Raw genomic sequence first — 14126 nt, 5'->3', positions numbered from 1 at the left:
CGTGCAGATCACCGAGCTGCTCGACGTCAGGACCTGGCGGGCTTTCGACGTCGACGACTCCGGCCGCGTGCTGGCCGGCTGGGACGACTCCGGGTCGGTCCAGCTGGTGGAGCTGTCGCCGGACGGCCCGCCCACCGTGCTCACCGACCTGCCCGGGTCGTGCTCGGGGCGGTACCTGCCCGGGGAGCGCACCATCGTGGTGCAGCACGACGACGGCGGCAACGAGCGTGCCCAGCTGTCGTTGCTGCACCCCGACCGTGCGTGGGAGGACGGGAGCCTCGGACTGACGCCGCTGGTGCACGACCCGGACTACATCCACTCCCTGGCCGGGGTGCTGCCCGGACGGGTGGTCTACCGGACCAACCGCGGCAACGGGGTGGACTTCGAGGTGGTGCTGCGCAACGTCAGCAGCGGCGTCGAGGAGGTCGTCTACTCCGGCGGTGGCAACGTCTCCTCGGTGGCGGTGTCGCCGGACTCCCGCTACACCCTGGTGCTGCTGGTGGGGGCGCAGCCGGTGTCCACCCAGCTGGTGCTGGTGGACAGCCTGGCCGTCACCGCCGACCAGCGGGTGCGGGCGCTCACCGCCGCCGACGAGCACGCGGCCTACGAGAACGCCCACTGGCTGCCGGACTCCTCGGGCTTCGTGCTCACCAGCAACCACGGCCGGGACCTGGCCGCCCTCGCCCGCTACGACGTGCACGACGAGCGGTTGACGTGGCTGGTGACCGACGACGACCACGAGCTGACCGGCTGGCTGTCCCCCGACGGCGCCACCCTGCTGGTGGAGCGCAACGCCGAGGGCTGGAGCGAGCTGGCGCTGCACGACGGGCGCACCGGCGAGCACCTGCGCGACCTGGCCCTGCCCACCCCGGGCGTGGTCACCTCGCCCTACCCCGATCCGCGGTTCAGCCCGGACGGGGCGACGGTGGTGCTGTCGCTGGCGGCGCCGTCGGTGCCCGGTGACGTGCTGGTGCTGGACGTGGCGACCGCGGAGATCCGTGCGCTCACCGACTCCGGTGCCGCGCTGGACGGGCCGGTGTCGGTGCCGCAGGTGCACCGGGTCCCAGCCGCCGACGGCGAGCAGATCCCCTGCTTCACCTATCCCCCGACGGCACGGACGGCGCTGGCCGGCTCAGCGGTGCTGGTGGTGCACGGCGGCCCGGAGGGGCAGAGCCGCCCGCTGTTCAGTCCCGTCATCGTGGCGCTGACCGCCGCCGGGCACACCGTGGTGGTGCCCAACGTGCGCGGCTCGGCCGGCTACGGCAAGCGCTGGGTGTCGCTGGACGACGTGCGCCTGCGGCTGGACTCGGTGGCCGACCTCGGCGCGATCCACGACTGGTTGCCCACCGTGGACTGCGACCCGGCTCGGGCCGCGCTCTACGGCGGGTCCTACGGCGGCTACATGGTGCTGGCCGGGTGCGCGTTCCAGCCCGAGCGCTGGCGCGCCGGCGTGGACATCGTGGGCATGTCCTCGCTGGTGACCTTCCTGGAGAACACCTCGCCGTACCGGCGGGCGGCGCGGGAGCGCGAGTACGGGACGCTGGAGCACGACCGCGAGTTCCTCGAGCAGGCGTCACCGCTGAGCCGCATCGACGACATCCAGGCCGCGCTGCTGGTCATCCACGGGGCCAACGACCCCCGGGTGCCGCTCAGCGAGGCTGAGCAGCTGCACGACGCGCTGACCACCCGTGGGGTGGAGTGCGACCTGCTGGTGTACCCCGACGAGGGTCACGGGCTGGCCAAGCGGGTGAACCGGATGGACGCCTACCCGCGCGCGGTGGAGTTCCTGGCCAAGCACCTGGCCTGACGGCCCGCTCGGCCTGCCGGACCGCTCGGCGCGAGGGTCCGCTCGGCCCGCCGCTCAGCGGGGGTCGAGCGGGCGGGCACCCAGCTCGGCGGCCAGCAGCTCCAGGGCGACCTCCTCGGGGTCACGTCGGCCGGCCGGGTCACCCAGGTCGCCGCTGGCGGCCTCGGCGAGCATCGCCTCCTCGTCCAGCGGCTCGGGCTCCGGGGCGTGGCGCCCTGCGTCGTCGGGGTCGTCGGGGTCGCTCGGGCCGTCGGGCAGCGGCACCTCGTCGGCCGGCGCCGCCTGCCCGGTGGAGCCACCGGAGGGACGGGTGAAGCGCGGCGGGGCGGCGGGGGCCTGGCGCTGCGCGGCGGCGGGCGGCGCCGCCGGGGCAGCGGCCGGCTCGCCACCGGTCTCGCACACCACCACCCAGTCGACCCCCAGCACGTCGCGCAGGGCCGCGGAGACCACCGCGGAGTTGCGGGACTCGGTGAGCCGCTTGGCCAGCGGCGCGGAGTCGTGGCCGAGCACCAGGGTGTTGCCGTCCAGGCGGCGCACGGTGGCGCTGGAGAGCATCACCTCGGTGGTGCGGCTGCGCTCCCGGACGGCGGAGCGGACCTCCGACCACACGGTGCGCACGGTGGCGGCGTCGGGCTGCCCGGCCACCGGACCGGTAGCCGCGGGCGCCTCCGGTGCTGGCGCGGCGGGGGCTGGGGCGGCGGGTGCTGGGGCGGGTGCCCGGCGCTCGGGTGCGGCCGGGGGCTGCGCCTGCTTGGCCTGGGCTGCCGGTGGTGGGGCTGCCGGTGGCGTGGGCGCTTGCCGGGGCACGGCCGGGGCCGACTCGGCTGCCGGCTCGGGGCGGCGCACGGCAGCCGGCTGCGGGGCGGCCGCCGGTGCGGGCGCGGCGACCGGACGCTCGGCCACCGCAGGCTCGGGCTCGGCGGCCGCAGGCGCAGGAGCGGGAGCCGGCGCGGCGGCGGGAGCGGGCGCGGCGGCCGGCTCGACGCGGCGGGAGGGCCGCTGGAACGCCGGCTCGGCGGGGGCGACCTGGTCGGTCTCCTCGGTGGGCGGGGTGATGACCATGCGCCGCTCCACCCGCTCCAGGCGGTGCAGCACGGCTGACTCGGCGTCCGACGCGGAGGGCAGCAGCATCCGCGCGCACATCACCTCGAGCAGCAGCCGCGGGGAGGTGGCCCCACGCATCTCGCCCAGTCCGCTGTGGATGATCTCGGCGTAGCGGGCGAGGGTCGCCCCGCCCAGGTGCTCGGCCTCGTCGCGCATCCGCTCCAGCACGTCGCCGGGAGCCTCCACCAGACCGCGCTCCCCGGCGTCGGTCACCGCGCGCAGCAGGATCAGGTCGCGCACCCGGTCGAGCAGGTCGACGGCGAAGCGGCGCGGGTCGTGCCCGGCGTCCACCAGCGTCTGCACGGTGCCGAACAGCGCGGCCCCGTCGTCGGCGGCCAGCGCGTCCACCGCGTCGTCGATGAGCGCGACGTCAGTGACCCCGAGCAGGGCCAGCGCCCGCTGGTAGGTGACGCCCTCGGGTCCGGCCCCGGCCAGCAGCTGGTCCAGCACGCTCAGGGAGTCGCGCGGCGAGCCGCCGCCGGCCCGGATCACCAGCGGGTACACCGCGGCGTCCACCTGCACCTGCTCCTGCTGGCAGATCCGCTCCAGCAGACCACGCATGGTGGCCGGGGGCAGCAGCCGGAACGGGTAGTGGTGGGTGCGCGAGCGGATGGTGGCGAGCACCTTCTCCGGCTCGGTGGTGGCGAAGATGAAGACCAGGTGCTCCGGCGGCTCCTCCACGATCTTCAGCAGCGCGTTGAAGCCCTGCGTGGTGACCATGTGCGCCTCGTCCACGATGAAGACGCGGTAGCGCGAGGAGGCGGGGGCGTAGAAGGCGCGGTCGCGCAGCTCGCGGGCGTCGTCCACCCCACCGTGACTGGCGGCGTCGAGCTCCACCACGTCGAGGGTGCCCGCCCCACCGGGGGCCAGGCCGATGCAGGACTCGCAGACCCCGCACGGGGTGGCCGTGGGACCCTGCTCGCAGTTGAGCGAGCGGGCCAGGATGCGGGCCGAGGACGTCTTGCCGCAGCCGCGCGGGCCGGAGAACAGGTAGGCGTGGTTGATGCGGCCGGACGTCAGCGCCACGCTGAGCGGCTCGGTGACGTGCTCCTGGCCGACGACCTCGGCAAAGGTCGCCGGACGGTACTTGCGGTAGAGGGCCACGGGGTGAGGGTACCGGCGCGCACTGACAGCCATCAGTCAGCAGCAGCACACCGCCGCTGTGACCTCGGCCGGGCCCGGGTGCTCAGGCGGTCAGGTCAGGAGCTGAGCAGCTTCTCCGCCGCCGCCAGCAGCACGCAGGTGGCCAGCCCGTCGATGGCCACCCGCAGCTCCTCGACGCCGGGGTAGGTGGGGGCGATGCGGATGTTGCGGTCGTGCGGGTCGTCGCCGTAGGGGAAGGCCGCACCGGCCGGGGTCATGGCGATGCCGGCGTGCTTGGCCAGCGCGATCACCCGGGAGGCAGTGCCGTCGAGCACGTCCAGGCTGACGAAGTACCCACCGGCGGGCTCGCTCCAGCTGGCGGCCTTGAGCTCACCGAGGCGGTTCTCCAGGATCTCCAGCACCAGGGCGAACTTGGGGGCCAGGATCTGGCGGTGGCGCTCCATCAGCGCGCGCACGCCGTCCGGGCTCTGCAGGAACTGCGCGTGCCGCAGCTGGTTAACCTTGTCCGGGCCGATGCTCTGCGCGGCCAGGTGCTTGAGGTACCAGGCCACGTTGGCCGACGAGCCGCCCAGGAAGCTGACCCCGGCGCCGGGGAAGGTGATCTTGGAGGTGGAGGCGAAGACCAGCACCCGGTTGGGGTTGCCCGCCTCGGCGCACAGGCCCACCACGTCCACCGGCTCCGCCGGGCTGTCGGTGAGGTGGTGCACCGCGTAGGCGTTGTCCCAGTACAGCCGGAAGTCGGCGGCCGCGGTGGGCATCTTCGCCAGCTGCGCGACGACCTCGGGCGAGCAGACCGTGCCGGTGGGGTTGGCGTAGGTGGGCACCAGCCACATGCCCTTGATCAGCGGGTCGGCGGCGACGAGCTGGGAGACCAGCGCCATGTCCGGGCCGTCCTCGCGCATCGGCACGGGGATCATCTCGATGCCGTAGCGCTCGCAGATGGCGAAGTGCCGGTCGTAGCCAGGCGCGGGGCAGAGGAACTTGACGCGCGGGTGCTGGCTCCACGGGCGCTCGGAGTCGGGCGTGCCGTGCAGCAGCGAGAAGATGATCGAGTCGTGCATCAGCGTCAGGCTGGAGTTGCCCGCCGCGATGAGCTGGTCGACGGGGACGCGCACGAGCGGGGCGAAGATCTCGCGGATCTCCCGCAGCCCCTGCAGGCCGCCGTAGTTGCGGACGTCGGTGCCGTCGGCGGAGCGGTGGTGCTCGACGCCGGGCAGCTCCAGCAGCTCCTTGGACAGGTCCAGCTGCTCGGGACCGGGCTTGCCACGGGTGAGGTCGAGCGACACCGCCTTGGCGACGAGCTCCTCGTAGGCCGGGCGCTGGGCGTCTCGCAGGTCCGCGAGCTCGTGCTGACCGAGCGTCGTCAGTGACATGTACCCGTTGCCCTTCCGTGGTGGCCGATGGTCCAGACATGAAGGGGACCCCGCGCACCCGGCAGAGCCCGTTGACCCTTGCTGCCTTCCGGCCCTGGGGGAGTTCACAGGATGGACGCCGCGCGGGGTCCGTGGATCAGTGTAGCCGCAGGGGGCGATTGGGTTCGACGCCCGTCGCCCGGTAGAGTCCCCCTCGGAGGATTCGCCTAGTGGCCTATGGCGCTCGCCTGGAACGCGGGTTGGGTTAACGCCCTCAGGGGTTCAAATCCCCTATCCTCCGCCACGAACGACGTGAGCCCCGACCAAGCGGTCGGGGCTCACGTCGTTTCTGCAGGTCCGTCACATCCGGCGGGCCGTGGTGTAGGGCAGGTACTTGATCGGCGTGTACTGCACGCCCTGGCCCTCGGTCGGGGCGTTGAGCACGTTGCCGTTGCCGTCGTAGATGCCGACGTGCGTGACCGGGCTGTAGAAGAACACCAGGTCGCCGGCCTGCAGGTTGCTCTTGTCCACGTAGGTGCCCACCTTGGCCTGGTCGGCCGCCACCCGCGGCAGCGTCACCCCGACCTGGCGAAACGCCCACGACGTCAGCCCCGAGCAGTCGAACACGGTGGGGCCGTTGCCGCCCCACACGTAGCGGGCGCCCAGCTTGGTGTGCGCGACGGCCAGGGCGCGCTTGCCCTTGGACTCAGCCGCCGGCGGGGGGCTGGGGGTGGCGGCCGCACCCACCACCCGGGTGGTGTTGCTGGCCGCGGTCCAGATGACCGACCCGCCCTGGAAGTCGGTGCGCCGCCCCTCGGCCACCACGTACTCGTCGCTGGTGGGGAAACCCAGCGCGCTGGTCTCCCAGCCCAGCCCGGCCCACCGCTCGCGAATGGCGCCGCGCACCTCGTGCGCACCGGTGGCCGGCGACCAGTAGATGCTGCCGCCCTGGAAGTGGTTGAACGCGCCCGCCTTGGTGGGGGTGCCGGCCTCGCCGGTGGTGGGGAACCCGAGCGCGCCGCCCTCCCAACCAAGCGCGGCCCACTTGTCCCGGATGGAGCCGTGCACCTCGCGGACCCCGGTGCCCGGCGACCAGTACAGGCTGCCGCCCTGGAAGTGGTTGAACGCCCCGAAGACGCGCGGGGTGAAGGCCTCGTCGGTGGTGGGGAAGCCCAGGAACGAGCCGGTGGCTCCGGCGGCGGTGTAGCCGTCCCGGATCAGGCCCTTGACGCTGTGCGCCCCGGTGACCGCGCTCCAGTAGACGGTGCCTCCGCCAAAGCCGGTGGCCCGCCCACCGGGCACCGCGTGCTCGTCCTTGGTGCAGGTGCCGAGGAACGACCTCTCCGCTCCCACGCCCTGCCAGTAGGCGCCGATGGCCCCGTAGGGCTGGCACGCCGGTGCGACCTGCGCCGCCGCGGGCTGGAGCCCGGCTCCCGTCACGGTCGCGGCAGCGACGGCGGCCAGCACCGCCACGCTGCGCAGGCGGTCGGTGAGACCCATCTGCAGTGTTTCCTTCCACGCTTGCCCAGCAGGCGTCCTCGCACGGTGGGGCAGCCGTCGGCGTGCACGCCGGCAGCGGGAAGCAGGTCGCCAGCGGCACGTGTCCGCCTCGGCAGCCCCTGTCCACGACCCCCGGAGGTCTTCACCTCCGACGAGGAGCTCACCGTTCCCATCGCCCAGCGGCCGGCGAACCTGAGCGCCGCGTCCCAATCGGCCGGCACCAGCCGTCACCGGCTGCTGTGCGCCGCCCGCCACCCGGCGCGGGCGTACCCCGCGGCCAGGGTCACCACGCAGGACCCGGCCAACGCCCACTTGGTGGTGCTGGCCACGCCGGTCGCGGTGATCACCGGCGGGGTTATTGCCTCGCGGTGGTCGAGCAGGTACAGGTGCGCCACGTTCTCCGCGTAGTCGCAGGCCGCGGCCACCCACGGCGCCACCAGCAGCGCCGTGCGCACCCGCGGTGGCAGCGCCACCAGCTCGTCCAGCTTGAGCGTGCTGGCGGTGAGGCTGCAGCCGTAGATCACCGGGTGCACCATGTCCGGCGGCAGGTGCGAGCGGTAGCGCGCCAGCTGCCCCTCGTCCCAGCCGTCCACGATGGACCGGAACGTGGGCGCCGAGGTGGTCAGCTGCAGCCGGAACAGGTCCTTGGTCATCGGACCCAGGCGGCGGCCGATGAACGTCTGCGAGGCCAGGTACAGCGCGTTGAGCCCGAGGGCGGCAGCGGTGCGCGAGTTCATCCGACCACCCTGGCCGCCGGGGCGAGCCTCCACAAGGGCTCGTTCAGCGCCGCCCCGCAGCGGCGTCCCATACTGGCCGCGCCCGTGAATCTCGGCGAGCCCCAAGGGAGATCTGACGTGAGCGACGAGCGACTGGTGGCCGACGTGGTGGTCGAGCGGATGCGCAGCTGGGGCGTGCCACGGCTGTTCGGCTACCCCGGCGACGGTGCCAACCCGCTGATGGCCGCGCTGCGCCGGGCGGGCGACGACCCGGAGTTCGTGCAGGCCCGCCACGAGGAGAACGCCGCGCTGATGGCGGTGGGCCACGCCAAGTACACCGGGCAGGTGGGCGTGGTGATGACGACGCAGGGCCCGGGCGCGGTGCACGTGCTCAACGGCCTCTACGACGCCAAGCTCGACCACGTGCCGGTGGTGGCCCTGGTGGGACAGCAGAACCGCTCCATCATCGGCTCGCAGTACCAGCAGGAGGTGGACCTGCAGCGGCTCTTCGCCGACGTCGCGGCCCGGTTCTGCCAGACCGCGCTCACCGCCGAGCAGGTGCCGATGCTGCTGGACCGCGCCTTCCGCACGGCGCTGACCACCCGGACCCCGACGGTGGTGGTGCTGCCGCACGACGTGCAGCAGCTGCCGGCCCCGGACCTGCCGCACGCCCACGCCATCATGGTGACCACGCCGGTGTGGCGCCGCCCGGTGGCCGTCCCCAACGCCGACGACCTCGCGGCCGCCGCCGAGGTGCTCAACGCCGGCGAGCGGGTGGCGCTGCTGGTGGGCCAGGGCGCCCGAGACGCGCAGGCGGAGGTGCTGGCGGTGGCCGAGCGGCTCGGCGCAGGCATCGCCACCAGCCTGCTGGGCAAGCCCTACGTGGACGAGGACCACCCGCTGGTGGCCGGCACCATGGGCCACCTCGGCACCACCGCCAGCGCCCACGTGCTGGGCGAGTGCGACACCCTGCTCGTCGTCGGCTCCAACGACCCGTGGACGGAGTACTACCCACCGCCGGGGCAGGCCCGGGCGGTGCAGGTGGACGCCGCCAGCGAGCACCTGGGCAACCGCTACCCCATTGAGGTGCCGCTGGCCGGTGACGCCGCGGCCACCCTCACCGCCCTGCTGCCGCTGCTGCACGAGCGCACCGACCACGCCTGGGAGCGCAGCGTCCGCGCCGACGTCGCAGCCTGGCACCAGGTCAGCGCCGACCGGGCGCAGGTCCCCGCCCGCCCGGTGAACCCCGAGCTGGTGGTGCGGACGCTGTCGGCGCAGCTGCCCGCTGATGCACAGGTGAGCGTGGACGTCGGCTCGGTCGTCTACTGGTACGCCCGGCAGCTGCGCCTGCCCCCCGGGGTGCCCGCGCACCTGTCCTCCACCCTGGCCTCGATGGGCTCGGCCCTGCCGTACGGCATCGCCGCCAAGCTGGCCCACCCCGACCGCCCGCTGGTCGCCCTGGCCGGGGACGGCGCCATGCAGATGAACGGCCTGGCCGAGCTGATCACGGTGGCGCGGATGTGGCCACGGTGGACGCACCCCGGGTTCGTGGTGTGCGTGCTGCACAACGAGGAGCTGGGCGAGGTGACGTGGGAGCAGCGCGAGATGGAGGGCGACCCGCGGTACGAGGCCAGCCAGGCGCTGCCGTCGTTCCCCTACGCCGGCTACGCCGAGCTGTTGGGGCTCACCGGAATCCGCGTCACTGACCCGGCCGAGCTGAGCGACGCCTGGAGCCAGGCGCTGGCCGCGCAGCGCCCCGTGGTGCTGGAGGTGCTCACCGATGCCGACGTGCCGCTGCTGCCGCCCTACCCCGCCGGCGCGGAGAAGCTGGCGAAGTTCCGCGCCGGCCTCGAGCAGGAGCCGAGCAGCGAGCACGCCCGTGAGCTGCTGGAGATCTACCGAGCCATGGAGGACGCGCTCACCGAGCAGCGCCAGGCGCGCAGCTGATCAGCGCCAGCGGGCGGTGGCCGTGCAGGTGCCTGGCGCCACGTCGGTGAGCCCGCCGTCGATCACCTGCACCGGCTGCCGGGTGCGCTCGTGCGCCCACCGGGCAGGGGTGGGCTGCTCGATCACCACGGGGTACCCGGCCGCGGCCCACGCCGCCCGGCGCCGGTCGTCCATCCGGTAGAGGGCCAGCTGCGCGGCGTGCCCGGCCGCGGCGGCGGCCTTGCCCAGCGACAGCGGGGGCTCGGCGCACAGCGTCACCACCACCGGTCCGTCCACCACCGCCTCGACCTCGGCCCGCGCGTCCGGGTCGGCCAGCTCGCTGCCGGCCAGCTGCAGCTTGGCGATGGGAGCGGGGATGGCGTCGGTGGCGCACGGCACGAAGGCTCGCACCTGCGCGCCCTGCACCTCGGCGGTCACCCCGGGCAGGGTCTGCACCGCCTGCCACGCCGCCCCGCGGGCGCGGCGGGAGTGCTTGCGGATGCGCCCGTCGGTCCAGCGCACCACCTCCGGCGCCCACTCACCCCCGGTGCGAGCCCGGGGGTCGTCCAGCAGGGTGGCCACGGCAGTGGCCGAGGCCGCGCACACCGCCGAGCGGGTGGGTGGGTCGGTCTTCTCGATGCGGGTGACCAGCTGCATCACCCACGGCGCCTGGCCCTCGGGGTCGGCGTCACCGCTGGGCTCGATGAGCTCGCCGCCGTCCTCGGCGAGCTCGCCCTCCGCGGGATCAGTCATGCGTCGTCTCCTCCTGTGCGCCCGGGCGGCCGGTCACCATGCTGCCCGGCACCACTCGCGGCGCGCCCACCCCACCCTTGACAAAGGATCAGTGCGTGTAAAGATGATTGACACCTAGATCTTTTTTGTTCACCTTCTGGTCATCAGGGGGTGCCGTGTACAGCAGGAGGCTCACCGTGACCACCACCCCCCACGCCGCCCACCCCCGCGAGACCCGCCCCAAGGACCCGGCCGACATCTCCTCCACCGCGTTCTGGTCCAAGACCGCGGCCGAGCGGGAGACCACCTTCGCCGAGCTGCGCGCCGAGCGTCCGGTGAGCTGGCACGCCCCCATCGAGGGCCTGATGTTCGAGGACCCCAACGACCAGGGTTTCTGGGCCGTCACCCGGCACGCCGACCTCATCGAGGCCACCAAGCGGCACGAGGACTTCCTCTCCGGCGAGGGCATCCTGATGGAGTCCATGCCCCAGGAGCTGCTGGACACCGCACAGGGCTTCATCGCGATGGACCCACCGCGGCACACCAAGATCCGCCGGCTGCTCACCTCCGCCTTCACCCCCAGGCAGCTCGACCGGATCAACGGCCAGATCGACGCCAACGCCGCCGCCGTGGTGGACGGCATCGCCGCCAAGGGCTCGGTGGACTTCGTCGCCGAGGTCGCAGCGCTGGTGCCCATGCACAACATCTGCGACATGATGGGCGTGCCGCAGGAGGTGCGCGCCAAGGTCGCCCACGAGGCCCAGTTCGCCGGCAGCTGGAACGACCCCGAGCTGTTGGACGGCGCGGAGCCACTGCCCCGGCTGTTCGAGGCGTCGGGCTACATCTTCGAGGTGGCCAGCGACCTCATCGCCCAGCGGCGCCGCAAGCCCGAGGCTGACCTGATGACCAACCTGGTGCAGGCCGAGGTGGACGGCGAGCAGCTGACCGACGAGGAGATCATCAGCTTCTTCGGCCTGCTCACCGTGGCCGGCAACGACACCACCCGGCAGAGCCTGAGCCACACCATGAAGGCGCTCACCGACTTCCCCGACCAGCGGGAGTGGCTGATGGCGGACTTCGACGGCCGGATCAAGCCCGCGGTGGAGGAGATGGTGCGCTGGGCCACCCCGATCATGACCTTCCGCCGCACCGCCGCCCGCGACTGCGAGCTGAACGGTGCGCAGATCACCGCCGGCGACAAGGTGGTGCTGTTCTACGCCTCCGCCAACTGGGACACCGAGGTCTTCGACCACCCCGAGCGCCTGAACCTGGGCCGCAACCCCAACCCGCACATCGCCTTCGGCGGCGGCGGCATCCACCACTGCCTGGGCGGCCAGCTCGCCCGCCGCCAGATCACCGCCACCTGGCGGGAGCTGCTGCACCGGCTGCCCGACATCGCGGTGAGCGGTGAGCCCAGCTACACGGTGAGCAACTTCTTCCACGGCGTGAACCACCTGCCGGTCACCTTCACCCCCGAGCGCCGCCCGGCGTGAGCAGCAGCCAACCGCCGCTGGTCGTCGTCGGCGCCTCGCTGGCCGGGCTGCGGGCGGTGGAGGCGGCGCGGCGCACCGGCCACACCGGGCCCATCACCCTCCTCGGCGCCGAGGAGCACCTGCCCTACGACCGTCCGCCGCTGTCCAAGGCGTTCCTGGACGCCGACGGCAGCACCGCGCCCAGCAGCTACCGCACCCGCGAGCAGCTGGCGGAGCTGGACGTGGACCTGCACCTGGGCAGCCCCGCCACCGCGCTGGACCCCGCCGGCCACCGCGTGCAGGTCGACGGGCAGTGGCTGGACTACGCCGCGGCAGTGATCGCCACCGGCGCCACCGCGCGCACCCTGCCCGGGGAGCAGCTGGCTGGGGTGCACACCCTGCGCACCCTCGACGACGCCCGCCAGGTGCGCGCGGCGCTGGACGCCGGGGCACAGACCGTGGTGGTCGGTGGCGGGTTCATCGGCTCGGAGGTGGCCTCGGCCGCCGCCCGGCGCCAGGTGGACGTCACCGTGGTGGAGGCCGCCCCGCTGCCGCTGGTGCGGGCGGTGGGCGCGGAGATGGCCCAGGCCTGCGCCGACCTGCACCACCGGTACGGCACCCGGCTGCTGTGCGGGTCCGGGGTGCAGCGGCTGGTGGGCACCGACCGGGTGGAGGCCGTGGTGCTCGAGGACGGCACCCACCTGGACGCCGACCTGGTGGTGGTGGGCATCGGGGCGCAGCCGGCCACCGGCTGGCTGGCCGGCTCGGGGCTGACGCTGGACGACGGCGTGGTGTGCGACCCCACGCTGCGCGCCGCCGACGGGGTGTACGCCGCCGGCGACGTCGCCCGCTGGGTGAACCCGCTGTTCGGCACCAGCATGCGCCTGGAGCACTGGACCAACGCCACCGAGCAGGCGGGCACCGCCGCCCGCAACGCCCTGGACCCCGCCAGCGCCACGGAGCACCGCGCGGTGCCCTACTTCTGGTCGGAGTGGTACGGCAACAAGCTGCAGATGGTGGGTGTCGCCGACGGTGACGAGGTGCACGTGGTGGGTGGGCCGGACGCGCTGGCCGGCGACCAGTGGGTGGCGCTGTTCCGTCGCGGCGACCAGCTCACCGGGGCGCTCACGCTGAACCTGCCCGGCAAGACCATGAAGTACCGCGCCCGCATCGCCGCCGGGGGCAGCTGGGCGGACGCGCTCGACTTTGCCGGTGCCCGGTAGCCCGCCAGGCCCTGCCCCGCGCGTGGGCCGGCGCGAGCCGGCTCCGTAGGGTCTCCAGCGTGTCGGCCGACTCGCTCCGGGTGTCCTACCGCCAGCACCTGCGTGCCCAGGCGCTGGCCGCCGCGCACGCCCTCACCGCCGAGAAGGGGTGGGACCGAGTTCGGGTGAGCGAGGTTGCGGCCGCGGTCGGCACCTCCCGCACCACCCTCTACAACGAGTTCGGCGACAAGCAGGGCCTGGGCGAGGCGCTGGTGCTGCAGGAGGCCGACCGCTTCCTCACCGGCATCCGGGACGCGCTCGACGCCCACCCCGACGACGTCCGCACCGGCATCACCGCCGCGGTGCAGCACACCATGGACCAGGCCGCGGCGAGCCCGCTGCTCAAGGCGGTGCTGACCAGCCCGCGAGCGGCCACGCAGGCCGAGACCGTGCCGGAGGCCCACCGCGACGGCGGGATCCTGCCGCTGCTCACCACGTCCATCTCGCTGCTCGAGCTCGCCTCCGACCAGCTGGTCAGCTGGCTCACCGAGCACCTGCCCGACGTCACCGACGCGGACGCCAGGCACGGCATCGACGCCGTCGTCCGGCTCACCGTCAGCCACCTGGTGCTGCCGGCCGCCGACAGCGCCGAGACCAGCCACCAGGTCGCCGAGGTCGCGATCCGCTACTTCCGCCTCTAGCCGGCCCGCGGCGGCAGGCGGTGCAGCACCACGTCGCTGAGCACCCCGCCGCCCACCTGGGCTGTCAGGTAGGTGCAGTGCGGCTGACGTCGGCGGTCGGTGGGCGAGCCGGGGTTGAGCACGCGCAGCCCGTCGTGCTCGCCGTCCCAGGGGATGTGGCTGTGGCCGAAGACCAGGACGTCGACGTCGGGGTACAGCGCCCGCATGCGCTGGTCGCGCCGGGTGCTCGGTCCGGTCTCGTGCACCACCGCGAAGCGCAGGCCGCCCAGCTCCACCCGGGCCACCTCGGGCAGGCGGGCCCGCAGCTCGGCGCCGTCGTTGTTGCCCCACACCCCGACCAGCCGGTGGGCCCGCTGCTCCAGCTCGTCCAGCGCCTGCGGCACGACCCAGTCGCCGGCGTGGATCACCACGTCGGCCCGGTCCACCTCCGCCCACACCCGCTCCGGGAGCGCGCGGGCCCGCTTGGGCAGGTGGGTGTCGGCGATGATCAGCAGCTGCACGGGAGGAGTT

The 14126-nt window shown here is 73.7% G+C and carries 11 protein-coding genes, 1 tRNA gene and 1 other RNA gene; 6 read left to right on the top strand and 7 right to left on the bottom strand.

Going from position 1 to position 14126, the window contains the following annotated elements; translation table 11 throughout:
* The first annotated feature begins 1 nt into the window (after position 1).
* Positions 2-1807, top strand: coding sequence for an alpha/beta fold hydrolase (locus ELX43_RS01130; protein ID WP_127781765.1), 1806 nt, complete (start codon positions 2-4; stop codon positions 1805-1807).
* Positions 1808-1861: 54 nt separating this feature from the next.
* Here the strand turns inward: ELX43_RS01130 and ELX43_RS01125 are convergent, their stop codons facing one another.
* From ELX43_RS01125 to ffs, 3 genes are all read right to left on the bottom strand, one after another.
* Positions 1862-4015 carry a DNA polymerase III subunits gamma/tau gene (locus ELX43_RS01125; protein WP_127781764.1) on the bottom strand — a complete coding sequence of 718 codons (2154 nt, stop codon included), beginning with the start codon at positions 4013-4015 and terminating at the stop codon, positions 1862-1864.
* A gap of 95 nt (positions 4016-4110) precedes the next feature.
* On the bottom strand, positions 4111-5388 hold the full coding sequence (locus ELX43_RS01120; protein WP_127781763.1) for an aminotransferase class I/II-fold pyridoxal phosphate-dependent enzyme: 1278 nt from the start codon (positions 5386-5388) through the stop codon (positions 4111-4113).
* Between the two features lie 39 nt (positions 5389-5427).
* An RNA gene (gene ffs / locus ELX43_RS01115) (signal recognition particle sRNA small type) lies at positions 5428-5522 on the bottom strand.
* Positions 5523-5583: 61 nt separating this feature from the next.
* Between ffs and ELX43_RS01110 the strand changes: the two genes are divergently transcribed.
* Positions 5584-5671, top strand: a tRNA-Ser gene (locus tag ELX43_RS01110).
* Between the two features lie 56 nt (positions 5672-5727).
* Here the strand turns inward: ELX43_RS01110 and ELX43_RS01105 are convergent.
* Both ELX43_RS01105 and ELX43_RS01100 read right to left on the bottom strand, forming a co-directional pair.
* The gene (locus tag ELX43_RS01105; RefSeq protein ID WP_127781762.1) at positions 5728-6867 is read right to left on the bottom strand and encodes an NlpC/P60 family protein; all 1140 of its coding nucleotides are present in this window, start codon (positions 6865-6867) and stop codon (positions 5728-5730) included.
* Positions 6868-7094: 227 nt separating this feature from the next.
* The gene (locus ELX43_RS01100; protein WP_127781761.1) at positions 7095-7604 is read right to left on the bottom strand and encodes a hypothetical protein; all 510 of its coding nucleotides are present in this window, start codon (positions 7602-7604) and stop codon (positions 7095-7097) included.
* Positions 7605-7721: 117 nt separating this feature from the next.
* On the opposite strand from ELX43_RS01100, the gene ELX43_RS01095 reads away from it, so the two are divergent.
* Positions 7722-9530, top strand: a complete 1809-nt coding sequence (locus tag ELX43_RS01095; RefSeq protein ID WP_127781760.1) for a thiamine pyrophosphate-requiring protein — start codon at positions 7722-7724, stop codon at positions 9528-9530.
* Here the strand turns inward: ELX43_RS01095 and ELX43_RS01090 are convergent, their stop codons facing one another.
* The gene (locus ELX43_RS01090; protein WP_206518067.1) at positions 9531-10262 is read right to left on the bottom strand and encodes a peptidyl-tRNA hydrolase; all 732 of its coding nucleotides are present in this window, start codon (positions 10260-10262) and stop codon (positions 9531-9533) included. It abuts the gene before it with no gap.
* Positions 10263-10438: 176 nt separating this feature from the next.
* Here ELX43_RS01090 and ELX43_RS01085 point away from each other — a divergent pair, with 176 nt between their 5' ends.
* From ELX43_RS01085 to ELX43_RS01075, 3 genes are read left to right on the top strand one after another with little or no spacing between them, the layout of a single operon-like run.
* On the top strand, positions 10439-11734 hold the full coding sequence (locus ELX43_RS01085; protein WP_127781759.1) for a cytochrome P450: 1296 nt from the start codon (positions 10439-10441) through the stop codon (positions 11732-11734).
* The gene (locus ELX43_RS01080) at positions 11731-12936 is read left to right on the top strand and encodes an FAD-dependent oxidoreductase (protein ID WP_127781758.1); all 1206 of its coding nucleotides are present in this window, start codon (positions 11731-11733) and stop codon (positions 12934-12936) included. The genes ELX43_RS01085 and ELX43_RS01080 overlap by 4 nt, the downstream gene beginning before the upstream one ends.
* 59 nt (positions 12937-12995) lie before the next feature.
* Positions 12996-13616, top strand: a complete 621-nt coding sequence (locus ELX43_RS01075; protein ID WP_127781757.1) for a TetR family transcriptional regulator — start codon at positions 12996-12998, stop codon at positions 13614-13616.
* On the opposite strand, the gene ELX43_RS01070 is transcribed toward ELX43_RS01075, so the two are convergent.
* On the bottom strand, positions 13613-14116 hold the full coding sequence (locus tag ELX43_RS01070) for a metallophosphoesterase (protein WP_127781756.1): 504 nt from the start codon (positions 14114-14116) through the stop codon (positions 13613-13615). The genes ELX43_RS01075 and ELX43_RS01070 overlap by 4 nt on opposite strands.
* Positions 14117-14126 lie beyond the last annotated feature (10 nt).

It is taken from the genome of Rhodococcus sp. X156 (assembly GCF_004006015.1).
Taxonomy (GTDB): Bacteria; Actinomycetota; Actinomycetes; order Mycobacteriales; family Mycobacteriaceae; genus X156.
Note: the sequence above shows the minus strand (reverse complement) of the source record. Positions and strands in the feature narration are given on the sequence as shown.

Coding starts and splice junctions, on each gene's coding strand:
- ELX43_RS01120 (WP_127781763.1), bottom strand. CDS start 5,388: ATGTCACTGACGACGCTCGGTCAGCACGAGCTCGCGGACCTGCGAGAC.
- ELX43_RS01105 (WP_127781762.1), bottom strand. CDS start 6,867: ATGGGTCTCACCGACCGCCTGCGCAGCGTGGCGGTGCTGGCCGCCGTC.
- ELX43_RS01100 (WP_127781761.1), bottom strand. CDS start 7,604: ATGAACTCGCGCACCGCTGCCGCCCTCGGGCTCAACGCGCTGTACCTG.
- ELX43_RS01090 (WP_206518067.1), bottom strand. CDS start 10,262: ATGACTGATCCCGCGGAGGGCGAGCTCGCCGAGGACGGCGGCGAGCTC.